This is a genomic window from Flavobacterium sp. FlaQc-28 (genome assembly GCF_044007415.1).
Taxonomy (GTDB): domain Bacteria; phylum Bacteroidota; class Bacteroidia; order Flavobacteriales; family Flavobacteriaceae; genus Flavobacterium.
Window position 1 is genome coordinate 56,370 of the sequence record NZ_JBIPCM010000005.1, and the last position, 18,618, is coordinate 74,987.

Annotated in this window: 16 protein-coding genes; 6 read left to right on the forward strand and 10 right to left on the reverse strand. The window is 35.0% G+C overall.

The window, feature by feature from the left end; genetic code table 11:
• Window positions 1–52: 52 nt before the first annotated feature.
• Complete coding sequence (locus ACHRVL_RS13965; protein ID WP_395413752.1) at window positions 53–403, reverse strand: hypothetical protein; 351 nt, start codon at window positions 401–403, stop codon at window positions 53–55.
• 418 nt (window positions 404–821) lie between these two features.
• Here ACHRVL_RS13965 and ACHRVL_RS13970 point away from each other — a divergent pair, with 418 nt between their 5' ends.
• Window positions 822–1,571 (forward strand): 4-hydroxy-tetrahydrodipicolinate reductase, encoded by a 750-nt coding sequence (locus ACHRVL_RS13970; protein WP_395413755.1) that lies wholly within the window; start codon window positions 822–824, stop codon window positions 1,569–1,571.
• Between the two features lie 215 nt (window positions 1,572–1,786).
• Here the strand turns inward: ACHRVL_RS13970 and ACHRVL_RS13975 are convergent, their stop codons facing one another.
• From ACHRVL_RS13975 to ACHRVL_RS13990, 4 genes are all read right to left on the reverse strand, one after another.
• Window positions 1,787–2,533 carry a succinate dehydrogenase/fumarate reductase iron-sulfur subunit gene (locus ACHRVL_RS13975; RefSeq protein ID WP_395413756.1) on the reverse strand — a complete coding sequence of 249 codons (747 nt, stop codon included), beginning with the start codon at window positions 2,531–2,533 and terminating at the stop codon, window positions 1,787–1,789.
• A gap of 86 nt (window positions 2,534–2,619) precedes the next feature.
• On the reverse strand, window positions 2,620–4,530 hold the full coding sequence (locus tag ACHRVL_RS13980; RefSeq protein WP_395413758.1) for a fumarate reductase/succinate dehydrogenase flavoprotein subunit: 1,911 nt from the start codon (window positions 4,528–4,530) through the stop codon (window positions 2,620–2,622).
• A gap of 659 nt (window positions 4,531–5,189) precedes the next feature.
• Window positions 5,190–6,290, reverse strand: a complete 1,101-nt coding sequence (locus ACHRVL_RS13985) for a hypothetical protein (RefSeq protein WP_395413761.1) — start codon at window positions 6,288–6,290, stop codon at window positions 5,190–5,192.
• Between the two features lie 151 nt (window positions 6,291–6,441).
• The gene (locus ACHRVL_RS13990; RefSeq protein WP_395413763.1) at window positions 6,442–7,722 is read right to left on the reverse strand and encodes an acetyl-CoA C-acetyltransferase; all 1,281 of its coding nucleotides are present in this window, start codon (window positions 7,720–7,722) and stop codon (window positions 6,442–6,444) included.
• Between the two features lie 231 nt (window positions 7,723–7,953).
• On the opposite strand from ACHRVL_RS13990, the gene ACHRVL_RS13995 reads away from it, so the two are divergent.
• On the forward strand, window positions 7,954–10,362 hold the full coding sequence (locus tag ACHRVL_RS13995; RefSeq protein WP_395413766.1) for a TonB-dependent siderophore receptor: 2,409 nt from the start codon (window positions 7,954–7,956) through the stop codon (window positions 10,360–10,362).
• 152 nt (window positions 10,363–10,514) lie between these two features.
• Here the strand turns inward: ACHRVL_RS13995 and ACHRVL_RS14000 are convergent, their stop codons facing one another.
• Window positions 10,515–11,537: an LLM class flavin-dependent oxidoreductase gene (locus ACHRVL_RS14000; RefSeq protein WP_395414197.1), complete on the reverse strand. Its 1,023-nt coding sequence runs from the start codon at window positions 11,535–11,537 to the stop codon at window positions 10,515–10,517.
• Window positions 11,538–11,699: 162 nt separating this feature from the next.
• On the opposite strand from ACHRVL_RS14000, the gene ACHRVL_RS14005 reads away from it, so the two are divergent.
• Together ACHRVL_RS14005 and ACHRVL_RS14010 are read left to right on the forward strand one after the other, a co-directional pair.
• Complete coding sequence (locus tag ACHRVL_RS14005; RefSeq protein WP_395413768.1) at window positions 11,700–12,092, forward strand: hypothetical protein; 393 nt, start codon at window positions 11,700–11,702, stop codon at window positions 12,090–12,092.
• 63 nt (window positions 12,093–12,155) lie between these two features.
• Window positions 12,156–13,571 (forward strand): PLP-dependent aminotransferase family protein, encoded by a 1,416-nt coding sequence (locus tag ACHRVL_RS14010; protein ID WP_395413771.1) that lies wholly within the window; start codon window positions 12,156–12,158, stop codon window positions 13,569–13,571.
• Between the two features lie 37 nt (window positions 13,572–13,608).
• Here the strand turns inward: ACHRVL_RS14010 and ACHRVL_RS14015 are convergent, their stop codons facing one another.
• The 4 genes from ACHRVL_RS14015 to ACHRVL_RS14030 form a co-directional block, all read right to left on the reverse strand.
• Window positions 13,609–14,016, reverse strand: coding sequence for a DUF1634 domain-containing protein (locus ACHRVL_RS14015; protein WP_395413774.1), 408 nt, complete (start codon window positions 14,014–14,016; stop codon window positions 13,609–13,611).
• Window positions 14,003–14,839 (reverse strand): sulfite exporter TauE/SafE family protein, encoded by an 837-nt coding sequence (locus ACHRVL_RS14020; RefSeq protein ID WP_395413776.1) that lies wholly within the window; start codon window positions 14,837–14,839, stop codon window positions 14,003–14,005. The genes ACHRVL_RS14015 and ACHRVL_RS14020 overlap by 14 nt, the downstream gene beginning before the upstream one ends.
• Before the next feature lie 171 nt (window positions 14,840–15,010).
• Window positions 15,011–15,445: a DoxX family membrane protein gene (locus ACHRVL_RS14025; protein ID WP_395413779.1), complete on the reverse strand. Its 435-nt coding sequence runs from the start codon at window positions 15,443–15,445 to the stop codon at window positions 15,011–15,013.
• Window positions 15,446–15,456: 11 nt separating this feature from the next.
• Window positions 15,457–16,011, reverse strand: a complete 555-nt coding sequence (locus tag ACHRVL_RS14030) for a GNAT family N-acetyltransferase (protein ID WP_395413781.1) — start codon at window positions 16,009–16,011, stop codon at window positions 15,457–15,459.
• Between the two features lie 199 nt (window positions 16,012–16,210).
• On the opposite strand from ACHRVL_RS14030, the gene ACHRVL_RS14035 reads away from it, so the two are divergent.
• Together ACHRVL_RS14035 and ACHRVL_RS14040 are read left to right on the forward strand one after the other, a co-directional pair.
• Entirely contained in the window at window positions 16,211–17,224 is a 1,014-nt protein-coding gene (locus tag ACHRVL_RS14035) for a zinc-binding alcohol dehydrogenase family protein (RefSeq protein ID WP_395413783.1), read from the forward strand.
• Window positions 17,225–17,383: 159 nt separating this feature from the next.
• Window positions 17,384–18,607: a PQQ-dependent sugar dehydrogenase gene (locus ACHRVL_RS14040; RefSeq protein ID WP_395413785.1), complete on the forward strand. Its 1,224-nt coding sequence runs from the start codon at window positions 17,384–17,386 to the stop codon at window positions 18,605–18,607.
• The last annotated feature ends 11 nt before the right edge of the window (window positions 18,608–18,618 follow it).

The window sequence follows — 18,618 nt, forward strand, 5'->3', positions numbered from 1 at the left end:
GAGAAATAGGCATGAAGCAATTTTAAAATTGTGACGAATAAAATTTTGTAAACTAAAGTAATGCGGGCGGTGCTCGCAGGGCAAAAAGACTGCCTTTGAAAAACGTAGAAACAGTTTGAGAATAAACAAACTGATAAGATATTTCAGAAATTACTTTATGAAAAGATAGGGTCTGAAAAGTGTTTGGAATAAATGTACTAAATGCAAAATGGCAGATAGGACAGTTTGTGTCTACAGAATGACTGTGTGTTATTTCATTTTGACCAGCGGTATATTTGTGATCGCAATGTTTCTCAGATAATTGTTTAAAAACGTGTTCGTAGGAGTGAATAGTCTGAAACAGCATTGTAAACAATACAGTTAAAGATATTATGAAATTGACAACTACAACTTTCTTTTTCATCTAGTGGTATTTCTGTGCGCTATTTGTTAGTATCATTAGTAAAAACGAGTAACGCAACAGTGTTGCAAATATAGTATCTTATTTGTTTTAATAAAAGATTATGAGAATTATTTAAAGTATTCTGCTTTATTTGGCAGGTTTGATTTAGTTGTTTTTGTTTGAAATTTTTGGTTTTAGGTGTTTTATAAATTAGTATTATCAATTTTTACCCCATAAAATAGATGCTAATTATTCCTGTTAAAAGCATTGAAAAATGTTATATAATGCATTTTTTGTTAGTCATCCTGTTATATAATCCCTATTTTTACCTTACTAGGACATTTTTTAAGATTCATAAAACGCATTTTTATGATTTACTTTTCATCTTAAATAGGTCAATTTCTGTTAACGAGTTTCATACTCAATAAAAAAATTACATATGAAAATAGGATTAATCGGATTCGGAAAAACTGGAAAATCAGTAGCTTCAATACTATTAGAAAATAAAGGATTCTCTTTGGAATGGGTTTTAAGACAAAGTAAAGTTTTAGAACACAGATCAGTTCCGGAGTTTTTAGGAATTGAATCAGAAGAACCTGGATTAATCTATTCTAGTTCTAACACTGGTGTAGAGGAGCTGCTGGAGAAACATCCGGTAGATGTTATCATCGATTTTTCTTCAAGCGAGGGAATTTATACTTACGGAGAGTTTGCTGCCAATAAAAAAGTAAAAATCATTTCGGCAATCTCACATTATAAAGAGAAAGAATTAAAACTGCTTAAAAAATTAGCCGATAAAACCACTGTTTTTTGGTCTCCCAATATCACTTTAGGAGTAAACTATTTATTATTTGCAGCTAAATTTTTAAAGAAAATTGCACCTTGGGTTGATATTGAAGTAAACGAAGAGCATTTTAAGAAAAAAGTAGGAACATCTGGAACTGCTGTAAAAATTGCAGAAGCCTTAGATATTGAAAAAGAAAATATAAATTCAGTTAGAGCAGGAGGAATAGTAGGAAAACACGAAGTTATTTTTGGATTTCCTTTCCAAACCGTGCGGTTAATTCATGAATCTATTTCAAGGGAAGCCTTTGGAAACGGAGTTGTTTTTGTAGCCGAGAATTTAAAGGATAAGAAAAAAGGTCTTTATAATTTTGAAGATATTTTGACGCCTTATTTTGCGGTATAATAGTTTTACAGTAAAGATATTAAAATGCTAAGTTTTGTATTAAAATATTGATTAAGCAGATTGCTTGTCATTTCAACTAAAAGGAGAAATCGCACACGTGAGTAGACAAAGATTGGCGATCGTTGTTACGGAATTTGTGGTGCGATTTCTCCTTTTAGTCGAAATAACATATTTTTTTATCTATAATTGGGAGTTTGAAAAAGATTATACCAAACCTATTTTCGCAAAAGTACAGCCTTGCTGTATTCATAATTCATTTTTGCGATAGAAAGCACCGAAATTCCTTGCGGACATTCGATTTCACAGGCTCTGGTATCAGAGCAGTTTCCAAAACCTTCAGCGTCCATTTCTTTCACCATATTTAAAACTCTTTTTGAAGCTTCTAGCTGCCCTTGAGGAAGCAAAGCCAAGTGGGTTATTTTGGCTCCGACAAATAAAGCAGCACTTGCGTTTACACAAGTGGCAACACAGGCACCGCAGCCAATACAGGCGGCAGCATCAAAGGAAGCTTCGGCAGTTTCATAAGATATTGGTATACTGTTCGCTTCAGGCGCTTGGCCAGTTGAGGCTCCAATAAATCCGCCGGAAGTTATAATAGCATCAAAAGCACTTCGGTCGATTTTTAAATCTCGGAGCACCGGAAAAGCTTTTGCTCTAAAAGGTTCAATATAAATAGTTTCACCATCTTTAAAGCTTCGCATATGAAGCTGGCAGGTTGTTGTGTTTTTTAAAGGGCCGTGCGCACGCCCGTTAATCATGACACCGCACTGTCCGCATATACCTTCTCTGCAGTCGTGATCAAATTCGATAACACGTTCTTTTTTCTGAATAAGCGATTCGTTCAAAAGATCAAGCATTTCTAGAAAAGACATATGCTCAGAAACGCCGTCTATTTCATAATCTACGATTTCTCCTTTTGAGGAAGTATCAAACTGACGCCATATTTTTAAAAATAGTTTCATATGCTTTTAGTTTGTGGTTTATGGTTTGTGGTTTTTGCGTGCAACATTCTATTTTCAGTTGCATTTCCCATTTTACAATTCATCATTTATTTATAACTTCTCACTGCAAGCTCTACAGATTCAAACACAAGAGGTTCTTTATGCAGTTTCTGCGGATGATCTTTTCCTTGATATTCCCAAGCCGAAACATAACAAAAATCATTGTCATTACGAACCGCTTCACCTTCGGCAGTTTGATATTCTTCTCTAAAATGAGCTCCGCAGGATTCTTCTCTTTGTAAAGCATCATAACACATTAATTCAGCCAATTCTAAATAATCAGCAATACGCCCCGCTTTTTCTAATTCGCTGTTAAGTGTATCGTCGCCTGTAATTAAAAGGTCTTTTTCAAACGAAGCTTTTAGCTTTTTAATTTCTGTAATCGCTTCTTCAAGGTTTTCCTTGGTTCTAGAAAGTCCGCATTTTTCGTAAAGAAGTTTTCCAATAGTTTTATGAAAATAATCTGCGCTGAGAGTGCCTTTACTGTTTAAAAAATGATCTAACTGCGTTCTCACTGCTTTTTCAGCCTCTTCAAAAGCAGGATGATTCGTATCAATTTTAGGAGCATTAAGTTCTCCTGATAAATAATTGGGAATAGTATATGGCGCTATAAAATAACCGTCGACACAGGCTTGCAACAATGAATTGGCGCCAAGTCTATTGGCTCCGTGATCTGAAAAATTAGCTTCGCCTAGAGCAAATAATCCCGGAATTGTAGTCATTAATTCATAATCAACCCAAAGTCCGCCCATAGTAAAATGAGCTGCAGGAGAAATTAGCATAGGCTCTTTATAAGCATTAATTCCAGTGATTTTTTCATACATCGCAAAAAGATTGCTGTATTTTGCTTCTATACTTTTTTTCCCCTGCGCTTTTATGGCATCAGAAAAATCAAGATAAATAGCATTTTTCATTGGACCAACGCCATGTCCGGCATCAATTCTTTCTTTTGCTGCACGTGACGAAATATCTCTTGGAGCTAAATTTCCAAAAGAGGGATAGCGGCGTTCTAAATAATAATCACGTTCTTCCTCAGGAATGGTATTTGGATTTCGATCATCATTGGCCGTTTTAGGAACCCAGATGCGCCCGTCGTTACGCAACGACTCTGACATTAACGTAAGTTTGGATTGATTAGCACCATGCTGAGGCAGAGAAGTAGGGTGAAACTGAATCCAGCTTACACCTGCCATATAAGCGCCTTTTTTATGCGCTCTCCAGATGGCAGAACTATTACAGCCCATTGCCAATGTCGAAAGATAATATACTTTTCCGTAACCTCCAGAAGCCAAAACTACAGCATCTGCACTGTGACGTTCTAATGCTCCTGTTTCAAGATTTCGGGCAATAATTCCTTTTGCTTTTCCGTCAACAATAACCAAGTCCAGCATTTCATGACGGGTGTATGTAGTCACTTTTCCTGCAGCAACTTGTCGCATTAAGGCTTGATAGGCACCCAATAAAAGCTGCTGCCCCGTTTGCCCGCGGGCATAAAAGGTTCTTGAAACTTGAACACCACCAAAAGATCTGTTGTTTAAATACCCCGCATATTCTCGTGCAAATGGTACTCCTTGTGCAACTGCATGATCTATTAATGCTGCAGAACATTCGGCTAAGCGGTAAACATTTGCTTCGCGAGATCTAAAATCTCCTCCTTTGATAGTATCGTAGAACATTCTGTAAACGCTGTCACCATCATTTTTGTAGTTTTTGGCAGCATTGACACCGCCTTGTGCCGCTACAGAATGCGCTCTTCTAGCCGAATCCTGAAAACAAAATGATTTAATATTATAGCCTTGTTCTGCTAATGAGGCAGCGCAGGAAGCACCTGCAAGTCCAGTTCCTACGACAATAATATTTAGTTTTTTTCGATTTGCAGGATTTACAAGCTTGGCTTTGGCTTTATAAGTACTCCATTTTTCGGGAAGAGGCCCGTGTGGTATTTTTGATTCCATCATTCTTTTACGGTTTAAAATAAATTCATGCAAAAGCTTAAACAAGAAACTCAATTATAAGAAAGTCTAATTTACTATAAAAATTTGATTTTTTGTAAATAAAAAACTATTTAAACGCATTAAAAACGTTCGGTAAAAATCTAATTTTAGGGTCTCAGATCTAGTTTAAAACTATTTTTTTTAGATTCTGCAGCTATTTTAGCCACAAATTTCAAGAAAGTGCGTTTGGGTCTTTGACACCCGAGTGATAGCGAACGGACGAAGTAAAGAGTTGTTAACTTAAATTGTCTATAAAGGAACACGGATTAAGCGGGTTCGCTTTCGCGAAAACGCGGATGAACACGGATTTTTCATCTATTATTTTTAAAAATCCGTGTTCATCCGCGTTTTTACTTTTGTAAATCCGTATCATCTGCGTTCCTTTCGCAAAGAGTTAGATAGAATTACATAAATTTCCACAAATTAATTAGTGCTAATTAGTGGCTAATAAATAAGTATCGCAACCTTGCAGACTTTCAGTCTACTAACTAAACCTATAGAAAGAAAGCCCATAGTGGTTTAGTTTATCTTACCAATTGATATTCAGATGTGAAATATTGTAAAAACAAAACACAGCTCTGTAATTAGGCTGTGTTTTGTTTGAAGTGGAATAGATAAGATTATTATTTGATAAGTTTTTCTACGTCTGGAATCTTCTCCAATGCTTTTGTGTTTTCTTCCAGAAGTTTGGCGGCGGCTTCATTTATTTTGGCTGCTGGAATTGCTTTCCATTTATCCAGGTCTTTTTCGTAGTCATTTTGAAATAATAGTCTGGATAAATCTCTTATAACACAAAAGGCTGCGATAGAATGACCATTTTCGCTGTCATAATTACCATTATTAATAAAGAATTGCAATCTTTTATATAATCCATCGGGAGAATAAAGCGATAATTCAGTCAATTTTGCTCTATATTCTAAATCAGCAGAACCAACGCCTTTTAATTTTGGAAACAATTTATAATCAGCAAAATGTCTTCCTTCGTGTCCAATGTAGCTAATTCTAAATGTTTCAGATTTTAAGTCATAAGCTTTCTTTACACAAAACAAAGCTTCCTTTGTTGCCCATCCTGCAGGATAATAACGGCCTAAAGTGGCATATTCGCTCCAGCCCAAAGTAACAAAATCATCCATAAAATAGATTTTGATATCCGTTTCTTTTCCGTCATAATTGAGGTTGTAAATAGTATCTTTTTCAGTTTTCCAAACTAATAAATCGTACAAACCTCCCGTTTTACCAAATCCTGTACTGTGATAGCCTAAACTTGAAATGTATTTTTTTTGATACACATTGATACTGTCTTCATTAAAAGTTAATTTTTCTGAAGAAGGAAGTTTTGTTTTAAGAAAATTGAAAACATTTTTCATAATAAGTGTATCATTTTTCTTTTCCTTGTCTAAAAAAGACATTCTCCAGTAATCTCTGTATATTTTCAGTAATTGATCGATTTTTGATTTTCGGGTTTCAAGGAAATCGCTTTTATCATTTTTAAATTTAAAACGGTTTTCAAAATCGGTTTTGAACTTTAGGTCTTTTTTTGATATTTTTTTGTTGGGATCAATTTCTAACAAAGATAAAGCCTGCTTAGGATTTCCATCTAAGGCGAGCGAATAGATCTTAGTATAATCGAGCTTTATACTATCGTTTTGTACAGTCTGAGAATTTATTTTAGAAAAAGAAACAAAAGTAAAGAAGAGTAAAGTAATAAGTTTTAATGTTCTCATAATAAAAAGATTAAGTGATATTAGTTCTGATTTAATAATAGCTTTTTATCTATAGAGACCTTTTTTTTAATTATGTTACAGTTTTAATTATTTTTATACGTTAATCTATTAGGTTTGTTGTGTAATGGTTTGATTGTCAGTTTTTAAATTGTTATTTTTCAATTATCATCGTAACGCCTTGTCCTCCTGCAGCGCAAATTGAAATCAATCCACGGCCAGAGCCTTTTTCGTTTAACAATTTTGCCAAAACGCCAATTATTCTTCCGCCTGTTGCGGCAAAAGGATGCGCTGCAGCCAAACTGCTTCCTTTTATGTTTAGTTTTTCGCGGTCGATTGCTCCAAGTGTTTTCTTTAAATCAATTTCGACGCTTAATTCAGGGCTTTCCCAAATTTTTAAGGTTGCTAAAACTTGAGCAGCAAAGGCTTCGTGAATTTCATAATAATCAAAATCTTGTAAGTTCAAGTTTGCCTTTTCGAGCATTCTGCTTACTGCAAAAAGAGGTGCCAATAAAAGGTTTTGCTGATTTTTTACATATTCAATTGCAGCAACTTCGGCAAATGTAATATAGGCAAGAATAGGTAAACCTTGTTCTTTTGCCCATTCTTCGCTGGCGAGAAGAATACAAGAAGCACCGTCAGTAAGAGGAGTTGAATTTCCAGCGGTTAGAGTTCCATTTATTTTATCAAATGCTGGTTTTAATTTTGCAAGTTTTTCAAGCGAACTGTCTTTTCTGAGATTATTATCTTTTTCAAGTCCATTAAAAGGAGTAATCATATCATCAAAAAAGCCTTCTTCATAAGCTTTTGCCATATTTAAATGACTTTTAAGAGCAAATTGATCTTGTTCTTCTCTAGATATTTTATAATATTTTGCTGTGATTTCAGTATGTCCGCCCATCGAAAGTCCGGTTTGGGATTCTTCATTTTTAGGTACTAAAGGTGATAAGTCCTTTGGACGAATTTTTAGAAATGCTTTTAATTTTCCTCCGAATGATTTTGCATTTCGGGCTTCTAATAAAATCTTTCGCAAATTTTCGCTTATTGCCATTGGTATATCACTTATAGAATCGACTCCGCCGGCAATTCCAGATTCTATTTGACCAAGTGCAATTTTATTAGCAATATAAATTGCGCTTTCAATTCCGGTGTCGCAGGCTTGTTGTAAATCGCAGGCAGGAGTTGCTGGATCTAAAGAAGTTCTCATTACGCATTCGCGAATCAGATTATTATCATAAGTATGTTTTATTACTGCTCCGCCAGCGATTTCTCCAAGTAATTTTCCGTTTAGATGGTATTTATCGATAAGCCCATTTAAAGCAGCAACCATCATGTCTTGGTTTCCCACATTAGAATAAGCAGTATTTGCTCTCGCAAAAGGAATTCGATTATAACCTACAATGGCAACTTTTCTGATCGTTGTGGTATTGTTCATATCTAGAGATTTATTTCGATGAGATAAATTTTTAAGACTTAAAGATAGGCAGAGTTTATTGATATTTTTTATTTAGTAAGAAAAAAACGCTTGGTAAAGTTTGATAATTTATGGTGTTTTTATGTTTGTTGTTATTATTATTTAGAATAATTAAAAATAATTTGCATAACAAAGTATTAGGAATTACTTTTGCCAAATAAAACTTAAAATTTTACTAAAATGATATTAAATATGATTAAGAAAGCTTGCTTTTTGGTGCTTTTCTTGAGTTCATTAAACATGATGAGTCAAAACTTAGGAAAAGTAAGCGGTAAAGTTTCGCTAAGCGGAAAACAACCGGCAGAAGGTATTTCTGTAGTACTAAAAGGAACAAAATATACTTCTGTTACAAATGATAACGGACAGTACGAGATTAAAAATGTTAAGCCTGGTTCGTATATTGTGAGTGTTCGAGCAGTTGGAATTCATGCAGTAGAAAATGAGATTGAAGTGTACTCGAATCAAGTTACAACCAAAAACTTTTCGCTTTCAGAAAGTCAAGAAGATCTTCAAGAAGTTGTAATTACAAAAAACAAATACAAACAAGATAAGCCATCTTTGTCACTGCGTCTTCAAACGCCGGTTTTAGAGATTCCGCAAAATATTCAAATTGTAAGTGCACAAACTTTAAAAGATCAGCAGATTGTGAGCATGAGCGACGGAGTAATTCGTAATGTGAGTGGTGCCGTACGTATAGAGCATTGGGGTGATATGTATACTAATATTTCGATGCGCGGCTCGCAAATTCAAGCTTTCCGTAATGGATTTAATGTCGTTTCTTCTTTTTGGGGACCATTGACAGAAGATATGAGTTTTGTAGATCATATTGAGTTTGTAAAAGGACCAGCAGGATTTATGCTTTCCAGCGGTGATCCAAGCGGACTTTATAATGTGGTGACTAAAAAACCAACGGGAATTACAAAAGGTGAAGCGACTGTAATGGCTGGAAGCTATGATTTTTACAGAGCGAGTATCGATCTTGACGGGAAATTGGATAAAAAAGGGAAACTATTGTACCGTTTTAATGGTACGGCACAGAAAAAAGGTTCGCATAGACCTTTTGAACATAATAATCGTTACGTAATTGCGCCGGTTATTTCATATCAAATTGATGATAAAACAAAAATTACTGCCGAATATAATTTTCAATATGCAAATATGACTGAAGTAGGTTCTTTTTATGTATTTGGACCTGAGTCTGACGGATATGCGACATTGCCTGTAGGATTTACAATGACACAGCCTGGTTTACCAGACACTAATATTCAAGATCACAGCGGTTATTTGATGTTTGAGCATAAATTTGATGATAAATGGAAGCTTACGGCTCAAACTTCTTATTTTAAATACATTCAGCAAGGATATAGTTCTTGGCCGGGAGTTGTAGGGCCTGGTAATGTAGATAGAAATTTTGACGGTGTTTCTGAAGGAACTCTTGCAAAAGGAGAAATTATTAGAAATGTTGGTATTTGGGATGCTGAAAGCAACATGTATTTAGGACAAATATTTGTTAACGGAAAATTTAATACGGGTTCTGTATCGCATAAAGTATTAGGAGGAGTTGATTTGGGAAATAAAGATTATATGGCAGATTGGGGACAATCGCACGATCTTGATACGGTAGACAAGCCTTTTAATGTTTATAATCCTGATTACGGAACGCCTTCTAATGGTTTTCCAGAGTTTGATCATAAAACACCTTTAAGCCAAAGAGCAGGCGGACTTATGAGTTCTAAATATGCGGCTGGTTATATTCAAGATGAACTTGGTTTTTTTGAAAATAAATTAAGATTAACACTTGCAGCAAGATATACTTGGCTGAGTCAATCAAGCTGGGGATCAACGCAAGAAGACAGCCATATTACACCTCGTGTAGGACTTAGTTATTCTATTACTGATAATTTAGCAGTTTATGGTTTATACGATCAGGCTTTTACGCCACAATCGGGTGTTATTAAAAGCGGAGAAAGTGTAAAACCGCTTACAGGAAATAATGTTGAATTTGGTATTAAAAAAGACTGGTTTGATGGTTCTTGGAGTACAACATTGGCTGCATACAGCATTTTAAAGAAAAATGAATTAACATCAGATCCTGCAAATACGCCAGGGCAGCAGTTTAGTCTTGTTTTAGGTGAAAAAAGAGCACAAGGTGTTGAGTTAGATTTGAGAGGAAAAATCTTTGATGGTCTTAATTTAATTGCAAATTATGCTTTTACAGAATCGGTTGTATTAGAGTCAAATGTGTCGACTATTAAAGAAGGTTCTATTGTTCCGGGTTATGCAAAACATACGGCAAATGCTTGGTTAAACTACAGCATTCAAAATGGAACTTTTAAAGGTCTTGGAGCGTCTATAGGCGGAACTTACCTTGCAGGACGTTTAACTGATACCTGGAGTGTAGGACTTGAAAAACTTCCTAACTATTTTAAACTTGATGGAGGTTTATCTTATGATACTAGAAAGTTTAAAGTTACAGCAAACGTATTTAATATCTTAAACAAATACCTTTACAGCGGTTCGTACTATTCTTATCTATCAGCTTATTACTGGCAGACAGAACAGCCAATTAACGTAAGAGTAGGAGTAACATATAAATTCTAAGTAAAAACTAAGAATTAATATAAACGAAAAAGCATCCGTCAGTTTTGGCGGATGCTTTTTTTTATAGTTTTTGGTTTTGATATTGCGAGATATAAAATAAAAAGTTCTTTTAATCTGTGATCCCGATAGCTATAGTGAGCGGTAAAAAAAAACTATCCTTTATGTATTAAAGGAATTAATTTTGTTCCAATAAGTTCTATAGCATTCATTAGTTGAGAATGTGTTAATCCTGCATTATCCATTTGAAAAGTAAATCTCGAAATTCCACCAAGCGCTTCGCTGTGACGCAGGATTTTTTCGGCAGTTCTTTCAGGGCTTCCTACAATTAAAACGCCGAGATCATCTATTAATCCATCAAATTTGTCTTTTGTTACGGGAGGCCAGCCGCGTTCGCGCCCTAATTTTGTCCAAAGTTCTGAATAGCCGGGATAATATTCGTCAATTGCTTTTTGGGTTGTATTCGAAACATAACCGGGAGAGTGTAAACCTACTTTTAGTTCATGCGGTTTAAAACCTGCCGCTTTTCCAGCTTCGCGATACAAGTCTATTAATGGACGAAAACGATGTGTTTGTCCGCCAATTACAGCCGCCATCAAAGGCAATCCTAAACTACCCGCTCTCACAAATGATTCTGGCGTACCGCCAACGCCCAGCCAAACGGGAAGTTTTTCCTGCAATGCTCTAGGATAAATTGGCAGATTATTTATTGCCGGGCGAAATTTTCCGCTCCAGTTTATAAACTCATTATCTCTAATTTGTAAAAGCAAGTCCAATTTTTCTTTAAAAAGAGCATCATAATCGTTAAGATTGTATCCAAAAAGAGGATAAGCTTCAATCGAAGATCCTCGGCCTACAACAATTTCAGCTCTTCCTTTAGAAATTAAATCAAGTGTCGCAAAACTTTGATACACACGTACAGGATCAGCAGCGCTCAAAACAGAAACCGCACTTGCTAATTTGATGTTTTTTGTTCTTGCTGCTGCCGCACTTAAAATAACAGCTGTAGCCGAGTCAAGAAACTCTTTTTTATGATGTTCTCCAATTCCGAAAACGTCCAATCCAACCTGATCTGCAAATTCAATTCTTTGCAGCAGTTGTTCCATTGCATCAACACTGCTTAAAGTGTTGTTGTCGCCATACATTGCCGAAGCAAAACTGTCAATTCCTATTTCTATCATAATAGTAAAGATATTAAATTTATTTTTTTCTCTTCTCAAAAAAAGCGATTTTAAGATTGTTGATATTAGTCAACTGTACCTGTAAAATAATTGTTTTTTGTATCTGTATCTAATCTGTTTTGCCCGCTAATTTTGCTTTGAAACTAAATAACTAAAGAAATGAAAACCACTAATACAGCCAAAATTCAGTTTAATGAAGTTAATGTATCGTCATTAAAAGCTGTTGTTAATATGTGCCAGAATAAAAGTGCTGTGAATAGTAATGCCAAAGATAAATCATTGTACTTAATCAATAATTTAGGACTCCCTTTAAGTGTTGCTTCTTTTGAAAATCGAGTTATTGGTTATGCTTTTGTTACCATTAATAATGAAGAAGAGCCTGAAATTAATTCGTATTGGGAGAAAGAATTTTACAGCATTGAAGCAGAACAAAATTTGAAGTTTCATGCAGAAACTATTTTTCATTCAACATTTAAAGATGCTGAAAAACGTTCGGCTAAAATTCAAAATGCAGCCGATAAATTATCCAATTGGTTAAGCTTTTGTAATTAATTTTAAACGGTTACAGATTTAATTTTTTATATTTTTACAGGGTACAGATCAAGAAATAAAAAGATGGCAAAAGAAGTTTTATACCTAAAAATTGCAAATATAATTGAAGAGCAGATATTCTCTGAAACTTTAAAAATTGGAGACAAACTTCCATCAATTCGTGCTTTACAAAAGTTATACGATGTAAGTTTAAATACAATAAAACAAGCATTTTTAGAATTAGAAAGTAAATCGCTGATAGAATCTCGGCCAAAATCTGGATTTTACATTAGTAAAACATCAAACAGAAAGCTTGCAATACCTTCAATGAATAAGCTTAAGCTCTCTGAAAAGCAAGTTGCTCCAGAAGATTTGATTACAAAGGTTTTTGATACGCTGAAGGATAAAAGTATCAGCCGATTTTCGTTAGGGGTTCCAGATGAAAGTCTGCTTCCAATTGCAAAGCTGAACAAAGGACTTTTGAAAGCAGCACGCAATTGGGCTGAAAGCGGTACAAGTTATGAGCCCGTTCAGGGAAATGCAAACTTGAGACGAAATGTAGCAAAATGGTCATTTATATTAGATGGAAAACTAGCTGAAGATGATTTTGTAATTACTTCTGGAGCCATGAATGCTATCTATAATTGTTTAATGGCAGTTGCCAAAAGAGGCGATACTATTGCGATTGAAAGTCCTGTTTATTTTGGAATTATTCAAGTTGCCCAAACATTGGGACTTAATATTATTGAATTGCCGACTCATCCTGTTACTGGTATCGATTTAGAAGCGTTGAAAAAAGTAATTCATAAAATTGATGTCTGTTGTTTTGTGACCAATTTCAGTAATCCCCTTGGAAGTTTGATGCCGGATGAAAGCAAAATCGAATTGGTAAAAATGCTCACACATCATAATATTCCTCTTATAGAAGATGATTTGTATGGGAATCTTTTCTTTGGCAGATCAAGACCAAAACCGTGTAAGTATTATGATGAAGCTGGTATAGTAATGTGGTGCGGTTCTGTTTCTAAAACTTTGGCTCCGGGATATAGAGTAGGATGGGTTGTTCCAGGTAAATTTAAGGATCAGATAATCAGAGAAAAATTAGTACAAACTATTTGTCAGCCTTCATTGTATCAAGAAGTAGTTGCTGATTTTTTAGAGCATGGAAGATACGATCATCATTTAAGAAATTTTAGAAATACCTTATACACTAATTCGCTTCATTTTCAGCGAACTATTGAGGATCATTTTCCAGAAAACACAAAGATCTCGCAGCCACAGGGAGGTTCATTCCTTTGGCTTGAAGTAGACAAGAGTATTGATACAGCAGTGCTTTTTGATACCGCTGTAAAACAAAAAATAGGTTTTGCACCGGGCAGAATTTTTACACAGCACGATCAATATAATAATTGCATGAGGCTTAATTTTGCTGTAGAATGGAATGAAAAAACCGAATTTGACTTAAAACGATTAGGTCAGTTAATAAAAAATACGATTTAAGTTTTTTACTTCAAGTAGACGTTTAAAGGATTTTAAATTAATGAGAGAATCCAAAAGAAATACTGGTTATGATTATCAAAATAACGATTAACGTAATCACGACATATAAATAATCTTTTTCAAGAAAGAATGAAAACAAAGAGAATATAACCCTTAGAACTGGTGTTAAAAAGAGTAAAATGACTCCAAAATAGATTAAATATTCGCCGTTACCTTGAAGTACTCCGTGATAAACAGTCGAAATTACTTCAAAGATATTTCGGTCATTTTCTTTAAAAACTGAGTAATCTTCAATGTCGCTTCCGTGGTGCATTAAATAAATAATACCGCCAATGAAAGCTACTGATAGAGAAATCCAAACGCCGTAACGCAGTAAATTACCAATAATGGTTTGAAAATCTTTTTCTCCAAATTTTTCGTGCTGCATAACTTTAGATTTTTCCATTAAGTCCATTATATATCATATTAATTGCGAGAACAAAGATCAAGCACGCAAAAAAGATTCGTAGTTTTTTAGGGTTTGTTCTAACCAAAATTTTAGCACCCGCCATAGCACCAAACAATACACCAATAACAACCGGCATACAAATTCCAGGTTCAATATATCCTTTTTGAATATAGATTACGGAACTCGCCATTGCTGTAACGCCCATCATAAAATTACTTGTTGTAGTCGAAACCTTAAACGGAATACGCATAATATTATCCATTGCAATTACTTTGAAAGCACCAGAACCTATTCCGAGTAAACCAGACATCATTCCGGCAAGTCCCATCATACTGAAACCTCCAATAACATTTTTTGTTCCGTAATGAACAACCTCTCCGTTATGAGTAGGATAAGTTCCTTCCAGTTTTAGTTTTTTAGCCAAAGGACTGGATTCTAAAACAATATGTTCTTCTTTTTTTCTAAGAGAATTTATTGCCGAAAAAATCAATGTAAGTCCAAATAAAACAGCAATGAAAGAAGTAGGCGCAATTGCCGAAAGTAAAGCGCCTCCAACAGCACCAATAGTAGTTGCTATTTCAAGAAAAATCCCAAGACGCATATTTGTAATTCCTTCTTTTACATAAGCCGCCGCAGAGCCGGAAGAAGTTGCAATTACCGAAACTAAAGCAGCTCCAATTGCATAATGTATATCAACACCAAGTATAATAGTCAATAAAGGAATAATAATTATACCGCCGCCTAAGCCTGACAATGAACCAATGAAACCAGCCATAAAAGCGCCAAGAAGCATAATCACGGTAAATGTAAGTACTGTCATTAAGATATGTTTTGTTTGTGGCTAATTTACGAATACATATCAGTTCCTGAAAAAATAAGGGGCTTAAAAATGGCTTAAAAAGGTTTTTAGTTTATGGTTGGTGGTTTATAGTTTGTAGTTCATGAACATAAAAAAGAGTTTGCTATGCAAACTCTTTTTTATTTATAACCATTAAATCCTATTATCAACCGCAAAAGTAGTCTTAGCAATTGTCGAAAGGAGCAAAGCTGCAGCTGCACTAGTAAAAACAGAATAATCAAATGGTGCTTTTATTGAAACAGAACCAGCCATTGCGAGCGCAAAAAGAAGCATTAAAATGGCAGTGCCAAAAGCTGCAATTCTAGTTTTAAACCCGCTGAGTAATAATACAGCAAGCAGAATTTCAAAAAAGGTAGCTGCTGCGCCTAATATTTCTGCGGTAGATTTACTGGCCCATGAATTAAGCGTTTGCGTATAGATAACGAAGTTTTCCCAATTTCCCCACGCAACTGCGTTAGATCCTGGTGCGCCCCAAAGTCCAAATCGATCTGCTACTGCCGAAAGCATTGTAATTCCTAAAACTATTCTTAATACTAATCCTGCATCTGCTGTCGATATGTTTCTCATTTATTTTTATTTTAGTTAATTTGAAGATGTTCCAAATTCTTTTTTACCAAAGTTTTATGTCCAACGGGTTTAAAACCAAGCTTTAAATATAATTTTTTGGCATTTGGATTATCTTCTTCTACAAGTAAACCTAATGTCTCTTTATTTTTATGAACGTATTTATCAATCAAAAATTGCAGAATTGCAGAACCAATTCCTTTTCCTTGATGTTTAGGATTTATGCCTAAAGAGTCAATATAATATTCACCAGCCTGCGTTTCATCTTCTGGATCAAAATCTGGATTGTAATTACTTCTCACGTATTCGATTATCGGATTACGTAATTTTTGCAAATCGGCACCATCATAAAGATTAACTGCACCAATAATTTCATTATCTGCTTCGGCTACATAACAATTTTGATAGGAGTATTGATTGTTTTCTGTTTCAACAAAATGCTGCAGAAATTCAAGTGCGCTGTTATAATCGTCTTTACAGATGAATTTATAAATAATGTCTTCCATTGCAAGTAACAAAATTGGAGCAATGTATTTAGAATCGGAGATAGCAGCTTTTCTGATAATCATAATAGAGTATTTTACTTTTTACAAATTTACAATTATAATATTCAGAGCGTATGATGATTTTATATTTACAATGCCGAATTTGTACTGTTATAGTATTAAAATATACCATATTTAAACTTTAATCTCCTCGTATCTTTGTTAGAGTAAACCAGTTGAGGTAAATGTTAAAACAGAAATAACGAAATAAAAAAGTATAAAAATGAAAGCAATAGGATTTAAAACATCATTGGCTATCGCGGAAAAAGACAGTTTTATCGAATTTGAAACGTCAAAACCAGTTCCTGCTCCCCATGATTTATTAGTAAAAATAGATGCCATTTCAGTAAATCCGGTAGATTTTAAAGTTCGTCAGAGCAGTGCTAAAGATACCGTTTTAGAGAATCCGAAGATTATTGGCTGGGATGCCGTTGGAATTGTAGAAGCTGTCGGCGAAAATGTTACGTTGTTTAAAAAAGGAGACGAAGTTTATTATGCGGGCGATATTACAAAACAAGGAAGCAATGCCGAATATCAAGTTATTGATGAACGAATTACAGGACGAAAACCAAAATCGTTAAGTATCGAAGAAGCTGCCGTTATACCGTTGACAGGTTTAACAGCGTGGGAAATTTTATTTGATCGAATCCGAATAAATCCAGAGAAGGATAAAGGAAAATCCATTCTAATAATTGGAGGCGCCGGCGGAGTGGGGTCGATTGCAATTCAGCTTGCTAAAAAAATCGCTGGTTTGACTGTGATTGCAACAGCTTCGCGTCCAGAAACGATAGATTGGTGCAAAAAACAAGGAGCAGATTTTGTGGTGGATCATAAAAATTTAATTAAATCTGTTAGAGATGCTGGTTTTGAAAATGTAGATTTTATTTTAGACTTTGTCGACACCAACTTGTACTGGGATTTAATGGTTGAATTGATAAAACCTCAAGGACATATTGCTTCAATTACAGGAAGCAGTGATCCTGTGGCGTTGAATAAATTGAAAAACAAAAGCGTGTCGTTTTCTTGGGAGTTAATGTATACGCGTTCGATGTTTCAAACAGAAGATATGATCGAACAGCACAACATTTTAAATAAAATAGCCGATTTATTAGATGAAGGTATTTTGAAAACTACTTTAAATGAAACATTAATAGGTCTTACGGCAGATAATCTTAAAAAGGCGCACCAGCTTTTAGAGTCAGGAAAAACGATTGGGAAAATTGCGATAAAACTCTAAGTCTTTCTTTAAAAGAATTCAAAAGTCCAATTCAACTCGATTGGACTTTTTTTTTGTAAATTGGTGAAATTCTATAAGTTAAAATGTAAATCATATAAAATTTAATATCCTTAATTTTAGATATTTGTTCGTATTAACCCAAATTAACTAATAACTGCTATGAAAAAATTTAAAGACATTTTTGTTCTTTCAACTGCTTTTCTGATGTTTAGCTGTTCAAGTAATGATAAACCAAAGAATGAAGGAGGAACAAAAACGGATCCTGTAGAAAAAGAAAAGCCAAATTCTAATTATAAACCTGCATTTGCGGGGCAAACCCGAGTAAATGGCATGACTACCAATACGGAGTTTCAGGCTACTGTTCTTACATCAGAATTAACAAATCCATGGGGAGTAAAAAGTCTGCCAGACGGACGTCTTTTGGTTACTCAAAAAACAGGAACAATGCGTATTGTCACTTCTGCAGGAGTTGTAAGCGCTCCCATTACGGGGCTGCCTGCTGTAAATGCTTCAGGACAAGGCGGTTTATTAGGGTTGTGTTTGGATCCTGATTTTGCTTCAAACCGAATGATTTATTGGGTTTTCTCTGAAGCGGTTTCGGGCGGGAATATATCTTCGGTGGCAAAGGGAAAATTATCCAATGATGAAAAAACGATCGAAAATGCGACAGTAATTTATCGCTCAAGTCCTGCAAACGCAAGTAATTTGCATTATGGAGGACGAATTCTTTTTGATCAAACAGGAAACCTTATTGTGAGCACAGGAGAACGCTCCGTTTTAGAAACCAGACCTTTGGCACAATCTTTAACAGCTAGTTTAGGAAAAGTGATCAGAATCACCAAAGATGGGAAAGCGGGAGCTGGAAACCCAACTTTTGCGGGAGCTGGAGCATTGCCGGAATTGTTTACTTACGGTCATAGAAATCCACAGGGATTGGCTGTACATCCAATTACAAAAGAAATTTGGCTGAGCGAACACGGACCACGAGGCGGTGATGAAATCAATCGACTTCAGGCCGGGTTAAATTATGGCTGGCCGATAATTACGTACGGAATAGAATATAGCGGAGAACCAATTGGTGCCGGAATTCAACAAAAAGAAGGAATGGAACAGCTTGTTTACTATTGGGATCCTGTAGTATCGCCAAGTGGAATTACTTTTTATGCAGGAAATCGTATACCAGAATGGGAAAACAATTTGTTTGTTGGTTGTTTAAGCGGTATGCATATCGTTCGCCTTGTTATTAAAGACAATAAAGTTGCGGGAGAAGAGAGACTTCTTGCCAGCGAAAATCAGCGTTTTAGAGATATTACGCAAGGCAGTGACGGTGCTTTGTATGCTGTGACAGATCAAGGAAGACTTTATAAAATTGATAAAAAGTAAGACTTAAAGAT

Coding starts and splice junctions, on each gene's coding strand:
- ACHRVL_RS14005 (WP_395413768.1), top strand. CDS start 11,700: ATGAAAACCACTAATACAGCCAAAATTCAGTTTAATGAAGTTAATGTA.
- ACHRVL_RS14015 (WP_395413774.1), bottom strand. CDS start 14,016: ATGGAAAAATCTAAAGTTATGCAGCACGAAAAATTTGGAGAAAAAGAT.
- ACHRVL_RS14035 (WP_395413783.1), top strand. CDS start 16,211: ATGAAAGCAATAGGATTTAAAACATCATTGGCTATCGCGGAAAAAGAC.
- ACHRVL_RS14030 (WP_395413781.1), bottom strand. CDS start 16,011: ATGATTATCAGAAAAGCTGCTATCTCCGATTCTAAATACATTGCTCCA.
- ACHRVL_RS13975 (WP_395413756.1), bottom strand. CDS start 2,533: ATGAAACTATTTTTAAAAATATGGCGTCAGTTTGATACTTCCTCAAAA.
- ACHRVL_RS13980 (WP_395413758.1), bottom strand. CDS start 4,530: ATGATGGAATCAAAAATACCACACGGGCCTCTTCCCGAAAAATGGAGT.
- ACHRVL_RS13965 (WP_395413752.1), bottom strand. CDS start 403: ATGAAAAAGAAAGTTGTAGTTGTCAATTTCATAATATCTTTAACTGTA.
- ACHRVL_RS14020 (WP_395413776.1), bottom strand. CDS start 14,839: ATGACAGTACTTACATTTACCGTGATTATGCTTCTTGGCGCTTTTATG.
- ACHRVL_RS13985 (WP_395413761.1), bottom strand. CDS start 6,290: ATGAGAACATTAAAACTTATTACTTTACTCTTCTTTACTTTTGTTTCT.
- ACHRVL_RS14040 (WP_395413785.1), top strand. CDS start 17,384: ATGAAAAAATTTAAAGACATTTTTGTTCTTTCAACTGCTTTTCTGATG.
- ACHRVL_RS14025 (WP_395413779.1), bottom strand. CDS start 15,445: ATGAGAAACATATCGACAGCAGATGCAGGATTAGTATTAAGAATAGTT.
- ACHRVL_RS13995 (WP_395413766.1), top strand. CDS start 7,954: ATGATTAAGAAAGCTTGCTTTTTGGTGCTTTTCTTGAGTTCATTAAAC.
- ACHRVL_RS13990 (WP_395413763.1), bottom strand. CDS start 7,722: ATGAACAATACCACAACGATCAGAAAAGTTGCCATTGTAGGTTATAAT.
- ACHRVL_RS13970 (WP_395413755.1), top strand. CDS start 822: ATGAAAATAGGATTAATCGGATTCGGAAAAACTGGAAAATCAGTAGCT.
- ACHRVL_RS14010 (WP_395413771.1), top strand. CDS start 12,156: ATGGCAAAAGAAGTTTTATACCTAAAAATTGCAAATATAATTGAAGAG.